The 19,620-nt window shown below is 70.4% G+C and carries 15 protein-coding genes and 1 riboswitch; of the genes, 12 read left to right on the top strand and 3 right to left on the bottom strand.

Features of this window, described 5'->3' with window-relative positions; translation table 11 throughout:
• Nucleotides 1–135: 135 nt before the first annotated feature.
• The 7 genes from ACQPYZ_RS29710 (at nucleotide 136) to ACQPYZ_RS29680 (ending at nucleotide 8,072) form a co-directional block, all read left to right on the top strand.
• A complete protein-coding gene (locus tag ACQPYZ_RS29710; RefSeq protein WP_433161901.1) occupies nucleotides 136–930 on the top strand; it encodes a COG4280 domain-containing protein in 795 nt (264 codons plus the stop codon).
• Nucleotides 927–1,145, top strand: coding sequence for a hypothetical protein (locus tag ACQPYZ_RS29705; protein WP_433161899.1), 219 nt, complete (start codon nucleotides 927–929; stop codon nucleotides 1,143–1,145). Before ACQPYZ_RS29710 ends, ACQPYZ_RS29705 begins: the two co-directional genes overlap by 4 nt.
• A gap of 166 nt (nucleotides 1,146–1,311) precedes the next feature.
• On the top strand, nucleotides 1,312–2,763 hold the full coding sequence (locus ACQPYZ_RS29700) for a TldD/PmbA family protein (protein WP_433161898.1): 1,452 nt from the start codon (nucleotides 1,312–1,314) through the stop codon (nucleotides 2,761–2,763).
• A complete protein-coding gene (locus tag ACQPYZ_RS29695) occupies nucleotides 2,760–4,136 on the top strand; it encodes a metallopeptidase TldD-related protein (RefSeq protein WP_433161896.1) in 1,377 nt (458 codons plus the stop codon). Before ACQPYZ_RS29700 ends, ACQPYZ_RS29695 begins: the two co-directional genes overlap by 4 nt.
• 72 nt (nucleotides 4,137–4,208) lie before the next feature.
• Entirely contained in the window at nucleotides 4,209–4,877 is a 669-nt protein-coding gene (locus ACQPYZ_RS29690; protein WP_433161894.1) for an MBL fold metallo-hydrolase, read from the top strand.
• Between the two features lie 14 nt (nucleotides 4,878–4,891).
• On the top strand, nucleotides 4,892–7,150 hold the full coding sequence (locus ACQPYZ_RS29685; protein WP_433161892.1) for an aminotransferase class III-fold pyridoxal phosphate-dependent enzyme: 2,259 nt from the start codon (nucleotides 4,892–4,894) through the stop codon (nucleotides 7,148–7,150).
• A 13-nt stretch (nucleotides 7,151–7,163) separates the two neighbouring features.
• Nucleotides 7,164–8,072, top strand: coding sequence for a ribonuclease Z (locus tag ACQPYZ_RS29680; RefSeq protein ID WP_433161891.1), 909 nt, complete (start codon nucleotides 7,164–7,166; stop codon nucleotides 8,070–8,072).
• Nucleotides 8,073–8,167: 95 nt separating this feature from the next.
• On the opposite strand, the gene ACQPYZ_RS29675 is transcribed toward ACQPYZ_RS29680, so the two are convergent.
• On the bottom strand, nucleotides 8,168–9,310 hold the full coding sequence (locus ACQPYZ_RS29675) for an epoxide hydrolase family protein (protein WP_433161889.1): 1,143 nt from the start codon (nucleotides 9,308–9,310) through the stop codon (nucleotides 8,168–8,170).
• A gap of 61 nt (nucleotides 9,311–9,371) precedes the next feature.
• Between ACQPYZ_RS29675 and ACQPYZ_RS29670 the strand changes: the two genes are divergently transcribed.
• Entirely contained in the window at nucleotides 9,372–10,319 is a 948-nt protein-coding gene (locus tag ACQPYZ_RS29670) for a helix-turn-helix transcriptional regulator (protein WP_433161888.1), read from the top strand.
• Between the two features lie 117 nt (nucleotides 10,320–10,436).
• Here the strand turns inward: ACQPYZ_RS29670 and ACQPYZ_RS29665 are convergent, their stop codons facing one another.
• Nucleotides 10,437–11,267 carry an oxidoreductase gene (locus tag ACQPYZ_RS29665; RefSeq protein WP_433161886.1) on the bottom strand — a complete coding sequence of 277 codons (831 nt, stop codon included), beginning with the start codon at nucleotides 11,265–11,267 and terminating at the stop codon, nucleotides 10,437–10,439.
• A 52-nt stretch (nucleotides 11,268–11,319) separates the two neighbouring features.
• Here ACQPYZ_RS29665 and ACQPYZ_RS29660 point away from each other — a divergent pair, with 52 nt between their 5' ends.
• The 3 genes from ACQPYZ_RS29660 (at nucleotide 11,320) to ACQPYZ_RS29650 (ending at nucleotide 14,951) form a co-directional block, all read left to right on the top strand.
• A complete protein-coding gene (locus ACQPYZ_RS29660; RefSeq protein WP_433161885.1) occupies nucleotides 11,320–11,877 on the top strand; it encodes a TetR family transcriptional regulator in 558 nt (185 codons plus the stop codon).
• Nucleotides 11,878–11,993: 116 nt separating this feature from the next.
• Nucleotides 11,994–13,514, top strand: a complete 1,521-nt coding sequence (locus ACQPYZ_RS29655; RefSeq protein ID WP_433161883.1) for a S1C family serine protease — start codon at nucleotides 11,994–11,996, stop codon at nucleotides 13,512–13,514.
• 171 nt (nucleotides 13,515–13,685) lie between these two features.
• On the top strand, nucleotides 13,686–14,951 hold the full coding sequence (locus ACQPYZ_RS29650; protein ID WP_433161881.1) for an MFS transporter: 1,266 nt from the start codon (nucleotides 13,686–13,688) through the stop codon (nucleotides 14,949–14,951).
• Here the strand turns inward: ACQPYZ_RS29650 and ACQPYZ_RS29645 are convergent.
• Nucleotides 14,892–15,737, bottom strand: a complete 846-nt coding sequence (locus ACQPYZ_RS29645; protein WP_433161880.1) for an NAD-dependent epimerase/dehydratase family protein — start codon at nucleotides 15,735–15,737, stop codon at nucleotides 14,892–14,894. The genes ACQPYZ_RS29650 and ACQPYZ_RS29645 overlap by 60 nt on opposite strands.
• A gap of 150 nt (nucleotides 15,738–15,887) precedes the next feature.
• A riboswitch (S-adenosyl-L-homocysteine riboswitch) is annotated at nucleotides 15,888–15,963 on the top strand.
• A 21-nt stretch (nucleotides 15,964–15,984) separates the two neighbouring features.
• On the opposite strand from ACQPYZ_RS29645, the gene metH reads away from it, so the two are divergent.
• Entirely contained in the window at nucleotides 15,985–19,590 is a 3,606-nt protein-coding gene (gene metH / locus ACQPYZ_RS29640; protein WP_433161878.1) for a methionine synthase, read from the top strand.
• The last annotated feature ends 30 nt before the right edge of the window (nucleotides 19,591–19,620 follow it).

Here is a 19,620-nt window from a genome sequence, read left to right as displayed (position 1 = left end):
GGCGACCACCTCGGGTGCTTCGGCATGCCCTCATCGGGGCGTTTACAGCCGTTCCCACGCGCCGTTGACACCTTCGTAACGTCGTAACTATCGTTTCGTGCAGCATATGTTTCATCTAGGATGAGGAAGTGACTGATGGATGCGGCAACGTGGGGGTTGATCATCGCGACGTTCGTCGCGTGTTTCGTGGAGATGGTGGAAGCGACCACGATCGTGATGGCGATGGGGTACACCCGGAGCTGGAAATCGGCGCTGGCCGGGACGTTCGCGGCCCTCGGCGCGCTCGCGGTCGTGACTGTGGCCGCCGGCTACGCCCTGGCCAACTGGCTGCCGGAGTCGGCGCTGCAACTGGCGATCGGCGGCCTGCTGCTGATCTTCGGGTTGCAGTGGTTGCGCAAGGCAATACTCAGGTCGTCCGGGCGCAAGGCGATCCACGACGAGGACGCGATCTACCGCGAGGAGGTGGCCGCGGCCAAGGCGGCCGGTGAGACGAAGACCGGCCTCGACCTGTTCGCGTTCATGGTGTCCTTCAAGGGCGTCTTCCTCGAAGGTATGGAGGTCGTGTTCATCGTGCTCACCTTCGGCCTGAACGCCGGCAACATCCCCGGCGCGGCCCTCGGTGCGATCGCCGCCGTGGTGATCGTCCTGGGTGTCGCGGTCGCGCTCCGCCGCCCGCTGTCGATGATCAACGAGAACCTGCTCAAGTACGGCGTCGGCCTGCTGCTGGCGTCCTTCGGAACCTATTGGGCGGTCGAGGGTCTCGGCATCTTCCGCGAGGGCAGGGAGAGCATCGACTGGCCCGGGCACGACCTGATGATCCTGGTCCTGCTGGTCGCGTGGCTCCTGCTCAGCCGGATCTTCGTCGCGGTGCTGCGGACGCCGTCGTCCCCGGTGGCCGCCCCCGAGGTCGCGGTGGAGGTGAAGAAATGAGGTTTCTCAAGGCCTTCGGGCAGTTCTGGTACGACTTCGTCATCGGCGACGACTGGAAGATCGCCGTCGCGGTGGTGCTCGCCCTCGCCGTCACGCTGGTGGCGATGGCTACCGGCCTGCTCGGCGACACCGCGCTGACGCTGCTCGGCGGGGTCGCGATTGTGGTCGCGTTCTCGATCAGCCTCGCGATCGACGTCCGTCCCAAGCGTCGCTGATTCCCTGCCCTGCTCGACCTCCGGCCCCACGGCGTTGCGTGGGGCCGGAGTTGTTTGTAGTAGCCATGACGTCTTCTCAGGATCTCGTAGTGTCTGCTACAGTGCCGATCGAGGCGCCCGTTCCCCCTTCCGAATCGGAGGTCCGAAAGTGTCTGGTTCACCGGTGATGCGCGACACTGCCGAGGCGGTGCTCGGCCTCCTTCCGGCGGATGTGCAGTACGGCGACGTCCGGGTCGTCCGGCGGACGCACGAGCAGGTGCTGGTCGAGCTCGACGGTCCCGGCGAGGTCGGGTACGACGACTCGACCGGCTTCGGACTGCGGGTGCTGATCGGCGGCCAGTGGGGTTTCGCCGCCACCCACCGACTCGACCGCCCGGGGCTCGACGCGGTCGTCGGCCAGGCAGTCGGCCAGGCCCGCGCCGCCGGTGGAGGTGGCCGGGTCGTGCTCGGATCGCCGGTGACGACCCGCGACACCTGGTGCTCACCGCTGCAGGTGGACCCGTTCACGGTGCCGCTGTCCAGCAAGCTCGATCTGCTCGCGGCCACGGTGAAGGAGGCATCCACCGCCGGTCCGCTGGTCCAGCAGATCGAGGCGTCGATGGATTTCTACCGCGACGAGAAGGTGTTCGCGAACACCGAGGGCGCGCTGATCGAGCAGACCCTGATCGAGAGCGGCGGCGGCCTGATGGTCAACGCCGGCGACGGTGACGACCTGCAGCGCCGGTCCTTCCCGCAAGGGGTGCCGCGGCAGATCAGAGGCCAGCGCGGTGATTTCGCCACCGCCGGCTACGAGCACGTGATCTCCCTCGGGCTGGACCGTGAGGCGGCCAGGATCGCCGCCGAGGCGGTCGCGCTGCTGTCCGCACCGCAGTGCCCGGACGAGATCACCACACTGATTGCCGGTAGCAACCAACTGGCGATGGTGCTGCACGAGTGCGCCGGCCACCCGATGGAGGCCGACCGCGCGCAGGGGACCGAGGTCAGCCTGGCCGGCGGCACCTACGCCACCCCGGAACGCCGGGGCACCTTCCGTTGGGGCTCCGACATGGTCTCGGCTTACGCCGACGCGACCATCCCCGGTGCGCTCGGATCCTTCGGGTACGACGACGAGGGGGTGCCGGCGCAGCGCACGCAACTGGTGAAGGACGGCATCTTCGTCGGCTACATGTCCGGGCGTGAGTCGGCCGGCGCGCTCGGGCTGGAGTCGACCGGCCAGGCCAAGGCCGACGGCTGGCAGCGGCTGCCACTGGTACGGATGACGAACATCTGTCTGGAGCCGGGGGAGTCGTCGCTGGCCGAGATGATCGCCGGCACCAAGCGCGGGATCCTGGTGGACACCAACCGCGGCTTCTCGATCGACGACCAGCGGATGAACTTCCGGTTCGGCACCGAGGTCGGCTGGGAGATCCGCGACGGGAAGGTCGGCCGGCTGCTGAAGAACTGCACGTACCAGAGCGTCACGCCGCAGTTCTGGGCCGGTCTCGACGCGCTCGGCGGGCCGGACGAGTGGAAGGTGCACGGCGTTCCGTCCTGCAACAAGGGCGAGCCGTTGCAGGTGGCCCACGTCGGTCACGGCACGGTCCCCGGTCGCTTCCGGAATGTGCAGGTCGGTCGATGAGCATCGAACAGTCCCAGGTCGAGCAGGCGCTGGAGATCCTCGGCGAGGGCACCCGGCTCGACGTCCTCGGTGAACGCGCCGACCTGCTCCGCTTCGCCGAGTCCCAGATCACCGCCCAGCACAGCGAACGCCGCCTGCGGGTCCGGGTCCGCACCACCCGCAACGGCCGCTCCGCCGCCGGCTCCCTGGAAACCCTCGAGCCGGCCGCGGTGCAGACGCTGGCCGACCGCCTGAACGCCGCACTGGCCGATCTCCCCGCCTCACCTCCGGCGCGCTCGTCCCAGGCTCCGAGCGAGCCGGGCGCGCGCACCGGAACGATCGCCGTCGAGTCGCCCGGTGCGGCGCTGCCGGAGGAAGCACCGCGGGTCGTCGCTTGGCCCTCGGTGCTCCAGGCCGAGCCGGCGGATCGGCATCGGTGGTTCAGCACGGTTCGAGACGGGCTGGACTCCTCGACCACGCTGGGTGGGGCGATCCGGTACGACGTGCTGGATCGGGTGGTGGCGCACTCGGACGGGTTGTTCCGGGCCGAGACGTTGACGAAGGCGGCCATCCAGGCGATCGCGAAGAAGGGCGACAACTCGGTCAGCGTCCGGGCCATGCACCGCGACGCCGACCAGGTGCCGGTCAACGAGATCCCGGACCAGCTCCGGACCGCGCTGACGCCGTTGCCGACCTGGGACGCCCACCGCGGGCCATGCCGCGTGCTGCTGAAACCACAGGCGGTCATCACGCTGATGGCGACGTACGGGCACTTCGTCCTCGGCGCGACCGGCTACGCGACCGGACGCTCGGCCGTGGCCGGCCGGCTGGGGGAGAAGGTGGTGAGCGACCTGATCACCCTGGTCGACGACGGCTCCGACACCGACGGCCTGCCCAGCGGCTTCGATGCCGAGGGCAACGTACGTCGGTGCACCCGGCTGATCGACCGCGGCATACTCACCGGTGTCGTCTCCGACCGCCGGCGTGCCGCCGTCACCGGTGGAGTGCCCACTGGACACGCAGTACCGGACGGTTGGCGCTTCGGCGGCGATCCGAGCCCGTCGAACCTGCTGCTCGCGCCCGGTGACGTCTCCGACGAGGAGCTGCTGGCCGAGTGCGGCAGCGGTCTGGTCGTCAACCGCCTCGACTACCTGCGCTCGCTGCACCCCAAGCAGACGCTCGTCACCGGCACGACCCGGGACGGCACCTATTGGGCAGAGAACGGTGAGCTGGTCGCCTGGCACCCGCAGGTCCGCTTCACCTTCCGGATGGACGACGTACTCAACGCGGTCCTTGCCGTCGGCAACACCCGGGAGTGCGGCGACACCACCTTCATGGACAGCGTGGTCGTGCCGTCCCTGCTGATCGACGCCGGCCCGCTCGTCCTCCCTTGATCCAGCAGTGCCCCGCGTGATGCGTGCTCATAACTCCGCGGGGCACTGCTGCACCACCTCGTCTGGAGAACCATGCCCTCGGTCATGCCGCTGCTGAACGGGTACTCGCTCACGTCGCCTCAGGGCAATCCGTCGTTCTGCTCGGTGTTGTTGGTGGAGAGTGGCGGTGAGCGGGTGGTGTTCGACTTCGGGCATGTCGGCCGGCGGCGGAGGTTGCTGGAGGCGCTGGCGGCTCGCGGGTTGGAGCCGGGTGACGTCGGCAAGGTCGTGGTGTCGCACGGGCACTGGGACCATCTCCAGAACGCCGACCTGTTCCGCGACGCCGAGGTGTTCGTCCACCCGGCCGAGCTGCGGAACCTCGCCGCTCCGCCGGCCACCGACTTCGGTACGCCGCGGTGGGCCGCAGCCATCCTGACCGGCCTGAAGATCCGGGAGACGGGCGACGGGGACGAGGTCGTTCCCGGGGTCTCGGTGATCGAGCTGCCGGGACACACACCGGGTTCGATCGGACTGGTGGTCGCGGGCGACGAGACGACGGTCCTGGCCGCGGACGCCGTACCGACGCTGGCGGTGTTGCGGTCGCGCCGGGCCTCGGGTCGGCGGTACGACCGCGAGCAGGCCGACGCCTCGGTCGAGCGGGTCGCGCGGCTCGCCGACGTCGTCTATCCGGGCCATGACCACCCGATCCGTGCCTTGGAGTACGACGGGCCCGCGGCGTCTTTGGAGTTCAGAGCGCCTTGAGCAGAGGAGTTGCGGTGCACACCATCCCCGAGCGGACGGCGAGCATGCTGGAAGATCCGCCTGCGGTCGGCCTGACGGCGGCCACCCGGTTGCTGCGCGCGGAGTACGGGATCGACGCCGAGGTCACCGACCTGCGCAGCGAACGTGACCGGAATTTTCTCGCGGTCGCGACGGACGGTCGCCGTCTCGTGGTCAAGGTGTCGAACTCGGGTGACGATCCGGACCAGATCGCGATGGAGAACGCCGCGATGAACCACGTCGAGGCGGTCGATCCCGACCTCCCGATCCCACGGGTCCTGACCGGCCTCGACGGCCGGTCGGTCGTCACGGTCGACGCCGAGGACGGGCGGCGGCACCTCGTCCGGGTGATGACGGTCATGCCCGGCGACGTCGCCGACCTGACCTCGCTGCCGGACTGGTTCGCGGCCGGCTTCGGGACGGTGAGCGCGCGGCTGACCCGCGCCCTGCAAGGCTTCGGCCATCCGGCCGCGTTCCGCCGGCTCGACTGGGATCCACGGATCGTCACCACCTTGCGCCCGTACGCCGACCGGCTGCCGGACGAGCGCCGGCGCGCACCGATGCACCGGCTCCTCGACCGCCTCGAAGGGCTCGACGCGACGACCAGGCACCTGCCCGCTTCCGTGCTGCACGGCGACGTGACGTTGAGCAACGTGCTCCTGCAGGACGGCGGCATCACCGGCGTGATCGACTTCGGCGACCTGCACCACACCGCCCGGGTGGCGGAGCTCGCGATCAGCCTGACCTCGTTGCTGCGCGAGTCGGACGACCTCTGGGCCGACGCCGGCCGGTTCCTGGACGGGTACCAGCGGGTGCTCCCACTCGTGCCCGCCGAGGTCGCGTTGATCGGCGAGCTCGTGCTCGCCCGGTCGGCGGCGAGCGTGCTGATCTCGGCCTGGCGCGCCCCGCTCTACCCGGACAACGAGGAGTACCTGACCAGCCTGGTCGCCGGAAGCTGGCGCGTCCTCGACGCGCTCGCGGACCTCGACCGCACCGAACTGGCCGGCCGCTTCCACCGGCTGTGTGGCACGTCGCGGGTCGCCTCGGCCCAGGCTCCCGATCCGACCCTCCTGGGACGACGCCGGTCGGCGCTCGGCGGTCAGCTGTCCCCACTGTTCTACCGCTCCCCGCTCCAGGTGGTCCGGGGCGAAGGTGCGTATCTCCACACCGCGGACGGCCGCCGCTATCTCGATGCCTACAACAACGTTCCGGTGGTCGGGCACGCCCACCCGGCCGTCGTCCAGGCGATCTCCCGGCAGGCCGCCGTACTCAATCTGAACTCGCGCTACCTGCATCCGAACGTGGTCGAGCTGGCCGAACGGTTGACGGCGTCCATGCCGGACGGGCTGGACACGTGCGTGTTCGCCAACTCCGGTAGCGAGGCCAACGACCTGGCATGGCGGATGGCGCGGGTGGTGACCGGTCGCGGTGGTGCGATAGTTGCCAACCTCTCCTATCACGGGGTCAGCGAGGCGACCGCGGCGTTCTCGACCAACACCTACCCGGCCGACCGGCGGCCGGCGCACGTCGCGGTGTTCGAGGCCCCACGGAACGCCGGTGACGACGGGCGGGCGGCGGTGGAGCGGGTCCGGGCCGCGCGGGCGGACCTGCGGCGGGCTGGGCACGACCTGGCGTTGCTCGCGGTCGACACGGTCTTCAGCAGCGCGGGCATCCTGACACCGACCGATGCGTTCATGCACGGGTTGCAGGACGAGGCCCGGGCCGGCGGCGGGCTGTTCCTGGCGGATGAGGTGCAGGCCGGGTTCGGCCGCGGTGGGCGGAACTTGTGGCGGTTCCAGGACTTCGGGCTGACACCGGACTTCGTGACCCTCGGCAAGCCGATGGGTAACGGACATCCGGTCGCGGCGCTGATCACCCGGCGAGAGATCGCCGAGGCGTTCGTCGAGGTGGACGAGTACTTCAGTACGTTCGGCGGCAACCCGGTCTCGTGCGTCGCGGCGCTGACGGTGCTGGACGTGATCGAGCAGACCGGCCTGGTCGAGCGCTCCGGTCAGGTCGGTGCGGAGTTGCGGGCCGGCTTGGAGGCACTCGTCCCGGGAGTCCGCGGACAAGGGCTCATGGTCGGCGTCGAGCTGCCGGACGCCGCCGGTTTCGCCGAGCGGCTGCGAGAGTACGGCGTACTCGTCGGAACGACCGGGCCCGGTGGGGGAGTGCTCAAGGTCCGGCCGCCGCTGATCTGGGAGTCCGCGGAGGTGGAGCGGTTCCTGACCGCGTTCGAGGACGCACTGCGTTAGCTACTGTTGGCGGGTGCGCGAACTGGTTGTGCTGGGCACCGGAAGCCAGGTGCCGTCGCGCGAACGCACGCAGAACGGGTACTTCCTGCGCTGGGACGACGAAGGGTTCCTGTTCGATCCGGGGGAGGGCACCCAGCGGCAGATGCTGTACGCCGGGGTCGCGGCCGGCGCGATCACCCGGCTCTGCGTCACCCACTTCCACGGTGACCACTGCCTCGGCGTTCCCGGCATCGTCCAGCGGCTGTCGCTGGACGACGTACCGCATCCCGTCCGGGCGCACTACCCGGCGTCGGGGCAGACCTACTTCACCCATCTGCGGTACGCCGCGTCGTTCTACGAGCGGGCCGAGCTGCTCGAGGAGCCGGTCGAGGAGGACGGTCTGCTGTCGGTCGGATCGTTCGGGCAGCTGTGGGCCCGGCGCCTCGAGCACCCGATCGAGTCCTTCGGCTACCAACTGATCGAGCCGGACGGTCGGCGGATGCTGACGGACAAGCTCACCGCGTACGGCGTGGCCGGCCCGGCGATCGGGCAACTGCAGCAGGCCGGCGCGATCGAGGTCGACGGCCGCACGGTGACGATCGAGCAGGTCAGCGAACCGCGGGCCGGCCAGCGCTTCGCGTTCGTGATGGACACCCGGCTCTGCGAGAACGTGCTGAAGCTCGCCGACCGGGCCGACCTGCTCGTGATCGAGTCCACCTACCTGTCCACCGAGGCGGAGCTCGCCCGCCGCTTCGGTCACCTCACCGCGCGCCAGGCGGCCCGGGTCGCCCGGGAGTGCGGCGTCCGCAAGCTGGTGCTCACGCACTTCTCGCAGCGCTACCTGGATCCGCAGGCGTTCCACGACGAGGCGGCCGCAGAGTTCACGGGTGAGATCGTCGTCGCCGCCGACCTCACCCGCATCCGCGTCCCACCCCGCCGCTGACCTCATGCGCTCCGGGTCGACCGGCGCCGCTGACCTCACGCGCGCCCGGCCGCGCGCTGATCCCACGCGCTCCGGGTCGTGCGGCGCCGGAGCGGTCAGCGGAGGGTCCGGAAGAACTCGCGGACGTCGCTCACCAGCAGCTCCGGCTCCTCCAGGGCCGCGAAGTGGCCGCCGTGGTCCACGTCGGTCCAGCGGGTGATGGTGTGTTCGCGCTCGGCGTACCGGCGGATGCTGACGTCGTGCGCCAGGATCAGCGCGGCCGTCGGGACACCCGAGTTCTCCTTGGTCTCGCCCCACGCCTGCTGCTGCGCGTACCCGACGTACGCCGCCGACCCGGCCGTCCCGGTCAGCCAGTAGAGCATCGCGTTGGTGAGCAGCCGGTCCCGGCCGACGATGTCCTCGGGCGGGGTCTGCGCCGGGTAGGTCCAGGCCCGGAACTTGTCCATGATCCAGGCGAGCTGCCCGACCGGCGAGTCGACCAGCCCGTACGCGAGTGTCTGCGGACGGGTCGACTGGATCGCGATGTAGCCGAACTCCTCCTGCATGAAGGTCCCGATCCGGGCGATCCGGTCCTGCTCGAGCGGAGTGAGGGTCTTCAGCTCCTCGTCCGGCAGTGGGAACGGCGGCAGGTCCGGACCGCCGTTCACGTGGACGCCGACGACGTGCTCCTTGTCCGCCCGGGCCACTTCGGGTGAGACCGCCGCGCCGATGTCCCCGCCCTGGACGCCGTACCGCTCGTACCCGAGCCGGCTCATCAGCTCGGCCCAGACCCGGCCGACGCGGTCGGTCGACCAGCCGCTGTCGCCGACCGGACCGGAGAAGCCGAAGCCGGGCAGGGACGGGACGACCACGTGGAACGCGTCTGCGGCGTCCCCGCCGTGCGCAACCGGATCGGTCAGCGGGCCGATCACGTCCAGGAACTCGACGATCGACCCCGGCCAGCCGTGGGTGAGGATCAGCGGCAGCGCGCCGGGCTCGGCCGACCGCACGTGCAGGAAGTGGATCTGCTGACCGTCGATGGTGGTGGTGAAATGCGGGAACGCGTTCAGCTCCGCCTCGGCCTTGCGCCAGTCGTACTCGTCCCGCCAGTAGTCCACCAGACCGGACAGCCAGGAGACCGGTACGCCGGTGTCCCAGTCGTCACCGGGAAGCGCGGCCGGCAGCCGGGTGTTCGCCAGCCGGTTCGCCAGGTCGTCGAGCGTGCTCTGCGGGATGTCGATGCTGAAGGGCTTGATCATGGTTCCACTGTGTCAGTTGGTTAGGACAGCTTCAGTCCTAGCTTGCTGACAAACTTGTTCCATGCTCGAAACGTCCGCACGGTTGCTCAAGCTGCTGTCCCTGTTGCAGTTGCCTCGCGAGTGGAGCGGGGCCGCGCTCGCGACGGAGCTCGGGGTCGGAGTGCGTACCGTCCGCCGTGACGTCGACAAGCTGCGCAACCTCGGCTACCCGGTCGACGCCGTACCCGGAGTGGCCGGCTACCGCCTCGGCGCGGGGACGGCGCTGCCGCCGTTGCTCCTGGACGACGATGAGGCGGTCGCGGTCGCGATCGGGTTGCGCGCGGCCGCGACCGGGAGTGTGGCCGGGATCGAGGAGTCGTCGGTCCGGGCGCTGACGAAGCTGGAGCAGGTGCTCCCGTCCCGGCTGCGGCACCGGATCAAGCTGTTCGAGGAGGTCGCGGTCACGCCATCCGGTGGAGCCGTGGTGCAGCCGGAGGTGTTGCTCGCGGTCGCGGCAGCGGTCCGCGATCGGCAGCGGCTGCGATTCGACTACCGCAGCCACGACGGTACGTCGACCGTCCGGACGACGGAGCCGCACCGGCTCGTGCACACCGGCCGGCGGTGGTACCTGGTCGCCTGGGACATCGACCGCGAGGACTGGCGAACGTTCCGCCTCGACCGGGTCGAACCACGCATCCCGACCGGACCACGCTTCGCGCCCCGCGAGGTCCCCGACTTGGACAGCACGGCACGCGGCGTCGCCTCCGGCGGCTACCGCTACCAGGCGCGCTTCGTCGTCCAGGCGCCCGCCGAGCAGATCGCCGACCGCCTGGCGCCGAGCGTCGCGACCGTCACCCCGATCGACGCCCGGACGACCCAGATCGACACCGGCTCGAACTCCCTGGACGAGCTCGTCCTCTACATCGCTCTCCTAGGCCACCCGTTCCAGGTCGTGTCCCCGCCCGAGCTGATCACCCACCTCAGCACGCTGACTGCCCGCCTGGCCGCCGCGGTGCCGGTGGACCGCTAGCCGCACTAGGTGCAGCTCGACAGGAGGTATCCCGGGCCTCGACGGCGACAACCGCTTTCCTGCGGCGTGTCGTCCCTCGCCAACCGACTACCTCCTGTCGAAATGCCGATGGGTGATTCAGTAGTCGGTCGAGGTGGTGAGGTGGGCCCAGGCGGCGGCCTCCTCGGCGCGGGAGCGGGACGCCTGGTCGGCGTGCGTCAGGGCGTCCTTGCCGAGCAGCAGCCGCAGTGGTGGGTTGTCGAGGGCAACGATGTCCAGGATCGCCCGGGCCGCCTTGGCCGGGTCGCCGGGCTGCTTGCCGTCGGTCTCCAGGCGGTACCGGTTCATCGCGCCGACGGTCGCGTCGTAGTCCGGATCCACCGGCGCCAGCGTCATCGACGTACCGCCCCAGTCGGTCCGGAACGCGCCCGGCTCGATGATCGTCACCTTGACGCCGAACGGCGCGACCTCGTTGCTCAGCACCTGCGAGAACCCCTCGACCGCGTACTTCGCGGTCTGGTAGGCGCCCATGCCCGGCGTACCGCCGGCCCGGCCGCCGATCGAGGAGAACTGCAGGAAGTGGCCGCCGCGCTGCCGCCGGAACACCGGTAGCGCGGCCTTGGTGACGTTGACGACGCCGAACAGATTGGTCTCGAGTTGCGCGCGGAAGTCCGCGTCCGTGGTGTGCTCGATCGAGGCGCTGTTCGCGTAGCCGGCGTTGTTCGCGACCACGTCGAGCCTGCCGAAGGTGTCCACCGCGGTCTGTACGGCGGCTTCCGCGGCGGCCGCGTCGGTGACGTCCAGGGCGATCGCGCGGATCCGGTCGCCGTACTGCTGGACCAGATCGTCGAGTTGCCCGGGTTGGCGGGCGGTGGCGACCACCCGGTGGCCGGCGGCCAGGACCGCCTCGGTGAGGGCGCGGCCGAGCCCGCGCGAACTGCCGGTGATGAGCCAGATGTCGTTGTTCATACCGATGCTAACTAACCAACTGGTTGGATAATTCCCGCGGTATCCTGGTGACATGCAGAGGAACGCCGAGCGGACCAGGACGCGGATCCTGGCGGCCGCCACCGAGGAGTTCGCCGCCAGAGGGATCGCCGGTGCCCGGGTGAACCGGATCGCCGAGATCGCCGGCTGCAACAAGGCGATGCTGTACGCGTACTTCGGCAGCAAGGACGGGCTGTTCGACGCGGTCTACACGGCCGCCGTCGACCGGTATCTGGCCGACGTCGGGTTCGACACCGCCGACCTTCCGGCGTACGCCGGCCGCGTCTTCGACTACTTCGAGAAGAATCCGGAGCACCAGCGGCTGAACGTGTGGTACCGCCTCGAGCGGCCCGAAGGCTCCGCGCTGGCGGCGATCGTTGCCGTCAACAAGAACCGCCTGGCCGAGCTCCGGCAGGCCCAGCGGTCCGGTGTCGTGCCGGGAGACTTCACGCCGGCCGAGCTGCTCGCGCTGCTCCAGGCCGTCGCGACCAGTTGGTCGTCGATGAACCCGGAGTACGGCGCGTCGGTCCCGGGCCGGGCCGCCCGCCGGGCAGCCGTCGTCGAGGCGGTCCGGCGATTGGTGGCCGGCTGACGATGTGGCGTAGGACACGGGTGATTCTCAGCCAACTCATTGGATCGCCCGATGGAGTTCTCAGTCTCGCGCGCTCTACTCGAAGGCAGGAGGAACTGGCCTAGGAGGGCACGGGAATGAACGACAACGCGGGTCGGCAGGGAGTTGGGCACAAAGGCTTCGGACACCACGGTCCCGGTCCGCAGTACGGCGGTCCGGGACACGGCGGTCCGCAGTACGGCGGTCCAGGACACGGCGGTCCGCAGTACGGCGGTCCAGGACACGGCGGACCGCAGCACGCCGGTCCGCAGCACGCCGGTCCGCAGCACGCCGGGCCGCAGTACATGGGGGCGCCGTATCCGCCGTACCCTGGCTACGCGCCCTACGGTGGGCCGCAGAAGCCGCCGAAGCGGCGCGGTCGGCGGTTGCTCGGCGCCGGGGCGCTCGGGCTCGCGGCCGCGCTGGTCGCCGGATCGGTTGCCTGGGGCATCGATGCGCGGACGGGCGCCGGCTCGCAGCTCGCACAGCACCAGTTCGACCCGGCCGCGGTCGCGGCGCAGGTGTCGCCGGGCCTGGTGAACGTGAACACCGTGCTCGGGTACGAGGGTGAGAAGGCGGCCGGGACCGGGATCGTGCTGACCTCGGACGGCGAGGTGCTCACCAACCACCACGTGATCGAGGGGGCGACCTCGATCTCGGTGACGAATGTCGGCAACGGCAAGACGTACACCGCGAGTGTGGTCGGGTACGACGAGGACCACGACATCGCCGTACTCCAGCTGAAGGACGCGTCCGGGCTGCAGACCGCGAAGATCGGTGACTCGGACGAGGTCGAGGTCGGCGACCAGGTAGTGGGGATCGGCAACGCGGGCGGTGACGGCGGTACGCCGAGCTACGCGCCCGGAGAGGTGACCGCGTTGGACCAGTCGATCACCGCGACCGACGCGAACGGGCAGGACCCCGAGGACCTCAGCAATCTCATCCAGACCAACGCGAACATCCAGGCCGGCGACTCGGGCGGACCGCTGGCGAACGCGTCCGGCGAGGTCATCGGCGTCGACACAGCCGGCTCCGTCGCCAACAGTGGCAGCCCCGGCCGGACCGCCGCGTCCAGCACGGCGTACGGCGACGGGAACGGGCAGTACGGCGGCCCCGGCTTCGGCCCGGGCTCCGGCAACGGATCAAGCCCCGGCTACGGCGACGGCTCGGGCAATGGCTACCCCGACGGCAACGGCAACCCCAACGGCGGTGGGTCGGGCAATGGGCAGGGGCAGACCACGACCGAGGGGTACGCGATCCCGATCAACGAGGCGATGGCGATCGCCGATCAGATCGAGGACGGCAAGGCCTCCGACACCGTGCACATCGGCGAGTCGGCCATGCTCGGCGTCTCGGTCGTCCCGGACGCCGGCACCGCCGCCGGCATCAGGGGCGCAGCGGTCGGCGACGTGCTCGCGGACGGCCAGGCCGACGACGCCGGTATCGAGCCCGGCGACGTGATCACCTCGTTCGCCGGCGAACCGGTCGAGTCGCCCGACACCCTGTCGGAGCTGCTGGACAAGCAGCATCCCGGCGACAAGGTCGAGGTCGGCTGGGTCGACCAGACCGGACAGCAGCACAAAGCAACCATCGAACTCATCACCGGCCCGGTCCGCTGACCCCAGCGCTACTCCCCCCGCTGCAGCGGACCGCAACCGATCGGGCCCGGCGCCTCCTACCCCCTCCGAGGCGCTCGGGCCCGATCGCTGTCCACGCACCCCGTCAGGAATCACGCACCCCGTCAGGAATGAAGAAGCCACCCGGAGTACGCCGCGCATAGGGTCGGCGTCATGATCCGACGTCTCGTCCCCGCCGCGTACCGCCCGGTCCTCGCGCACCGGGTGCTCCGGCGGCTGATCCTCGGCTTCGCGGTCTCGTACCTCGGTGACGGGATGAGCTTCGTCGCGGTCGCGTGGCTCGCGATCGAGCTCGCCCCGGAGGCGACCGAGGGCCTGTGGGTCGGTGGCGCGGTCGCGGCGTACACCTTGCCGGGCGTCGTCGGCGCGCTCCTGCTCGGCCGCCGGCTGCGCCGCCTGCCACCGCGGCGGATCCTGCTCGCCGACAACCTCGTCCGCGGCGTCGTCCTCGGCGCCGTCCCCGTGGCCTGGGCAACCGGGGTGCTGTCACCGCAGGTGTACGTCGCACTGCTCGCCGTCTCGTCGTTGCTGCACGCATGGGGCAGCGCGGCCATGTACACCCTGATGGCCGAGCTGCTGCCCGAGGACCAACGGCTCGCGGCGAACACGCTCGTGAGCTCGCTCAACTTCGCGGCCACGATCGCCGGTCCCGCGATCGCTGGCGTGCTGGTCACCTACGTCAGCTCGGCGTTGGTGATCGGCCTGGACGCGCTGACGTACGTGTTCCTCGCCGTGGTCGTGCTCAGCATCCGGCTGCCCGCGTCGCGCCCGGCTGTGGACGAGACGGCCACCCCGGCGACGCGAGGGGTGTTCGCGTTCCTGCGCTCGCATCCCGAGCTGCTCGGGCTGCTGGCGCTGACCTGGTTCTTCAACTTCCTCTACGGCCCGGTCGAGGTCGCGCTGCCGCTGCACGTGACCAACGACCTGGACGCGCCGGGCACGCTGCTCGGTCTGTACTGGATGCTGTTCGGCATCGGCGCGGTCCTCGGCGGCCTCACCGTCGGTGCGCTGCGGCAACTTCCACTCTGGCCGGTCACGCTGGCCATCGTGGTCCTCTGGGGACTGCTGCTCCTGCCCTTCGGCTTCGACGCGCCGGTCGCCGTCACCGTCGTCTGCTTCATGCTCGGCGGCGCGATCTACGGTCCGTTCGTTCCCCTCTCGGTGACGCTGGTCCAGGCCAAGTCGCCGCCCCAGCATCTGGCCGCCGTACTCGCCGCCCGCAGTTCGGTCTTGCTCACCGCGTCCCCGCTCGGCACAGCCCTCGGCGGACCGCTGACCACAGCCCTCGGTCCGCGGGCGACGCTCGGCGCGTCCGGCCTGGCGACCATAGTCCTCGGCGTCGTTGCCTGCGCTCTCCTGTTAGCCCGGGCGACCAAAGAAGCCGGTACGCCAGCTGGGGTAGGTGGGCGTCCACGCTAACCGGGTACGGGCGTAGTCGTTCGAGGCGCCACGCGCCCACGCGGTGCGTGCGGATCGGGTTGGCGGGGGAGTGACGGCGCCGACGGACTCGGCGAAGACTGGCGCCCAGGTGTCGGCCGACGCCGGGTCGTCGTCGACGACGTTGACCGGTCCGGTCGGCCAGTCGAGCGCTTGGACGGCGGCGAGCGCGGCGTCCTCGACGTGGAGGAAGCTGGTGAGGTCCGGCCCGGTGGGCAGGTTGCCGGTATCAGCCATCAGGCCGGCCTTGGTGTACCAGGTGCCTGGGCCGTAGAACAACCCGTAGCGCAGTACGACCCACTCCGGCGCCTCCGCGGTGATGTCCTCGAGCCGTGCCACCGCCTCGACCATCGCGCGGCGGCCTTCGTCGGGTGCGGCGAGATCCAGCGGCGTTGCCTCGGCGGCCGGTTCGTCGCCCGGCTCGTAGGCCCAGGCGATGCTCTGCGAGATCACCTTGCGGACGCCCGCGGCGAGGGCGGCGTCGACCAGGTTCCGGGTGCCCACCCGGCGGATCCGCAGGTTGCCGGCGAAGTCGCGCGTACCCAGGTCGGTCAGTCGGTGCATCACGACGTCCGGCCGGGCCGCCGCGACCACGCCGCGCAGCGCGTCCGCGTCGTACACGTCCCCCGCGACCGCTGTCACGCCGCGGTCGCGGAGGGCGGCCGGGTCACGTCTGGTGAGTGCGGTGACCTCGTGACCGTCGGCGAGCAGGAGGGGCACGAGCAGGCGCCCGACCACACCGGTCGCGCCGGCGAGAAAGATCCTCATGGAGCTCACGCTAGGCGATCCTCGCGGCCCGGACGGTGGTCCATTCGCGGGCCGATCTGGTGGGCCATTCCATCCACTGTATGAACAGGCGTCTCACGAAGTGGGCAAAGGGCCTGTGATTCGGGGGTCGCGCCGCTAGCATGGTGCGGCCAGGTCGAGAGGCGCTGCAACGGACCTCTGGTCCGCCACGCTCGACCGGTTCCGATTGCAAGGGCGCCTCCGGAACTGTTTCTGGAGGTGACGGCAGGTGAGCGAATCCGCTCTACGGGAGCTGCTGGATCAGCGGGTCGCGGTCCTCGACGGCGCCTGGGGGACGATGCTGCAGTCGGCGAAGCTGACCGCGGCCGACTACCAGGGTGACCGGTTCGGCGACCACACCCACGACGTCACCGGTGACCCCGATCTGCTCAACCTGACCCGGCCCGACGTCATCCTCGACGTCCACCGGCAGTACCTGGCGGCCGGTGCGGACATCACCACCACGAACACCTTCACCGCGACCAGCATCGGCCAGGCCGACTACGGTCTGCAGGACCACGTCCGGGAGATGAACGTCGCCGGCGCGCGGCTGGCCCGGCAGGCCGCCGACGAGTTCGGCGACCGGTTCGTGGCCGGCTCGATCGGCCCGCTCAACGTGACGCTCTCGCTGTCCCCGAGGGTCGAGGACCCGGCGTACCGGGCGGTGACGTTCGAGCAGGTCCGGGCGGCGTACGCCGAGCAGATCGCGGCCCTGGCCGAGGGCGGCGTCGACCTGCTGCTGATCGAGACCATCTTCGACACCCTGAACGTGAAGGCCGCGATCATGGCCGCCCGTGAGGTCGCGCCGCAACTGCCGCTGTGGATCTCGGTGACGATCGTCGACCTGAGCGGCCGGACGCTGTCGGGCCAGACGGTCGAGGCGTTCTGGAGCTCGGTCGAGCACGCCGACCCGCTGGTCGTCGGTGTCAACTGCTCACTCGGCGCCGCCCAGCTGCGCCCGCACGTGGCCGACCTGGCCCGGTTCGCCGGCACGTACGTCGCCTCGCACCCGAACGCCGGCCTCCCGAACGCCTTCGGCGGGTACGACGAGACGCCCGAGGAGACGTCGGCGCTGCTGCGGGAGTTCGCCGAGTCCGGCCTGGTCAACATCGTCGGCGGCTGCTGCGGGACGACGCCCGCGCACATCGCGAAGATCGCCGAGTCGGTCCGCGGGACGGCGCCGCGGACCGTCGTCCCGGCCGATCACACCACCCGGTTCTCCGGCCTCGAGCCGTTCCGGATCGCGCCGGACACCGGGTTCGTGATGATCGGTGAGCGGACGAACGTCACCGGGTCGGCGAAGTTCCGCCGGCTGATCGAGGGCGACGACTACCAGGCCGCGGTGGACGTGGCGCTGGAGCAGGTGCGCGGCGGCGCGAACCTGCTGGACGTGAACATGGACGCCGACCTGCTCGACAGCGAGCAGGCGATGACCACGTTCCTGAACCTGATCGCGACCGAGCCCGAGGTGGCCCGGATCCCGATCATGATCGACAGCTCGAAGTGGTCCGTGCTGGAGACCGGGCTGAAGTGCGTGCAGGGCAAGGGCGTGGTCAACTCGATCAGCCTGAAGGAGGGCGAGGAGCAGTTCCTCGAGCACGCCCGGCGGGTCCGCGACTACGGCGCCGGCGTGGTGGTGATGGCCTTCGACGAGCAGGGCCAGGCGGACACCACCGAGCGCAAGGTGGAGATCTGCGGGCGGGCGTACGACCTGCTGACCCAGAAGGCCGGCTTCCCGCCCGAGGACATCATCTTCGACCCGAACGTGCTGGCCGTGGCCACCGGCATCGCCGAGCACAACGGCTACGCGAAGGCGTTCATCGACGCGCTGCCGCTGATCAAGGAACGCTGTCCCGGTGTGCACCTGAGCGGCGGCATCTCGAACCTGTCGTTCTCGTTCCGCGGCAACGACATCGTCCGCGAGGCGATGCACTCGGCGTTCCTGTTCCACGCCGGCAAAGCCGGGCTGGACATGGGCATCGTGAACGCCGGCCAGCTGGCGGTCTACGAGGACATCGAGCCGACGCTGCTCGAGCTGGTCGAGGACGTGCTGTTCGACCGGCGGGAGGACGCCACCGACCGGCTGGTCGCGCACGCCGAGACCGTCAGCGGCCGGGGCAAGCAGCGCGAGGTCGACCTGTCCTGGCGCGAGGGGCCGGTCGAGGAGCGGCTGTCGCACGCGCTCGTGCACGGCATCGTCGACTTCATCGAGGCGGACACCGAGGAGGCCCGGCAGAAGCTGCCCCGGCCGCTCGAGGTGATCGAGGGCCCGTTGATGGCCGGGATGAAGATCGTCGGCGACCTGTTCGGCGCCGGCAAGATGTTCCTCCCGCAGGTGGTGAAGAGCGCCCGGGTGATGAAGCGCTCGGTCGCCTACCTCGAACCGTTCATGGAGGCCGAGAAGGAGCAGGCCCGGCTCGAGGGCCGGGCAGAGACGGTCCGCGGCCAGGGCAAGGTCGTGCTCGCCACGGTGAAGGGCGACGTGCACGACATCGGCAAGAACATCGTCGGCGTCGTCCTCGGCTGCAACAACTACGAGGTGCTCGACCTCGGCGTGATGGTGCCGGCGGCAAGGATCCTGGACACCGCGGTGGCCGAGGGCGCGGACGCGATCGGACTGTCCGGCCTGATCACGCCGTCGCTCGACGAGATGGTGGCGGTCGCGTCCGAGATGCAGCGGCGCGGGCTCAAGCTGCCGTTGCTGATCGGCGGCGCGACCACGTCCAAGCAGCACACCGCGGTCCGGATCGCCCCGGCGTACGAGAGCACGACCGTGCACGTCCTGGACGCGTCCCGCGTGGTCGGCGTGGTGTCGGACCTGCTCGACGACGACCGCTCGGAGGCGCTGGCGCGCAGCAACGCGGTCGAGCAGGAGCGCTTGCGGGAGCTGCACGCCGGGAAGCAGCGCACCCCGCTGCTGCCGGTCGCCGCGGCCCGCGCCAACGCCGAGCAGGTCGCGTACGACGAGCTGCCGGTGCCCGCGTTCACCGGGCTGCGGCAGGTGTCGCCGTCGATCGAGACGCTCCGGGCGATGATCGACTGGCAGTTCCTGTTCCTGGCCTGGGAGCTGAAGGGCAAGTACCCGGCGATCCTGGACCAGCCGGTCGCCCGCGAGCTCTTCGACGACGCGAACGCGCTGCTCGACGAGATCGTTGCCAACGGCTCCTTCACCGCCGAGGGCGTGTACGGCTTCTGGCCGGCCCACCGCGAGGGTGACGACATCATCCTGGACGGCCAGGACGTGTCCTTCCCGATGCTCCGGCAGCAGACCGAGAAGCCGGCAGGCCGGGCCAACCGGTGCCTCGCGGACTACGTCGCACCGGCCGGTGACCACCTCGGCGGCTTCGGGGTCGCGATCCACGGTGCCGAGAAGCTCGCGGCGACGTACGAGGCCCGCAACGACGACTACCGGGCGATCATGGTGAAGGCGCTGGCCGACCGGCTGGCGGAGGCGTTCGCCGAGTGGATCCATCTGGAGGCCCGGCGGGCGTGGTTCGAGCCGGACGCCGAGCCGGTGCTGGAGGACCTGCACGCCGAGCGGTTCCGCGGGATCCGGCCGGCCCTCGGGTACCCGGCCAGCCCGGACCACACCGAGAAGAAGGAGCTGTTCGACCTGCTGGAGGCGGAGAAGATCGGCCTCGGCCTGACCGAGTCGTTCGCGATGACCCCGGCCGCGGCGGTCAGCGGCCTGATCTTCCAGCACCCGGACTCCCGGTACTTCAGCGTCGGCCGCCTCGGCCGCGACCAGATCGAGGACTACGCCGTCCGCCGGGGCCTCCCGGTCACCGAGGTCGAACGCTGGCTCCGCCCGAATCTCGCCTACGACCCCGACTGAGATGTCACACTTCGGCGCCGCGGGGACTCT

Source organism: Kribbella sp. CA-247076, from assembly GCF_050942445.1.
GTDB lineage: Bacteria > Actinomycetota > Actinomycetes > Propionibacteriales > Kribbellaceae > Kribbella.
This window is presented reverse-complemented; position numbering and strand designations above follow the sequence as displayed.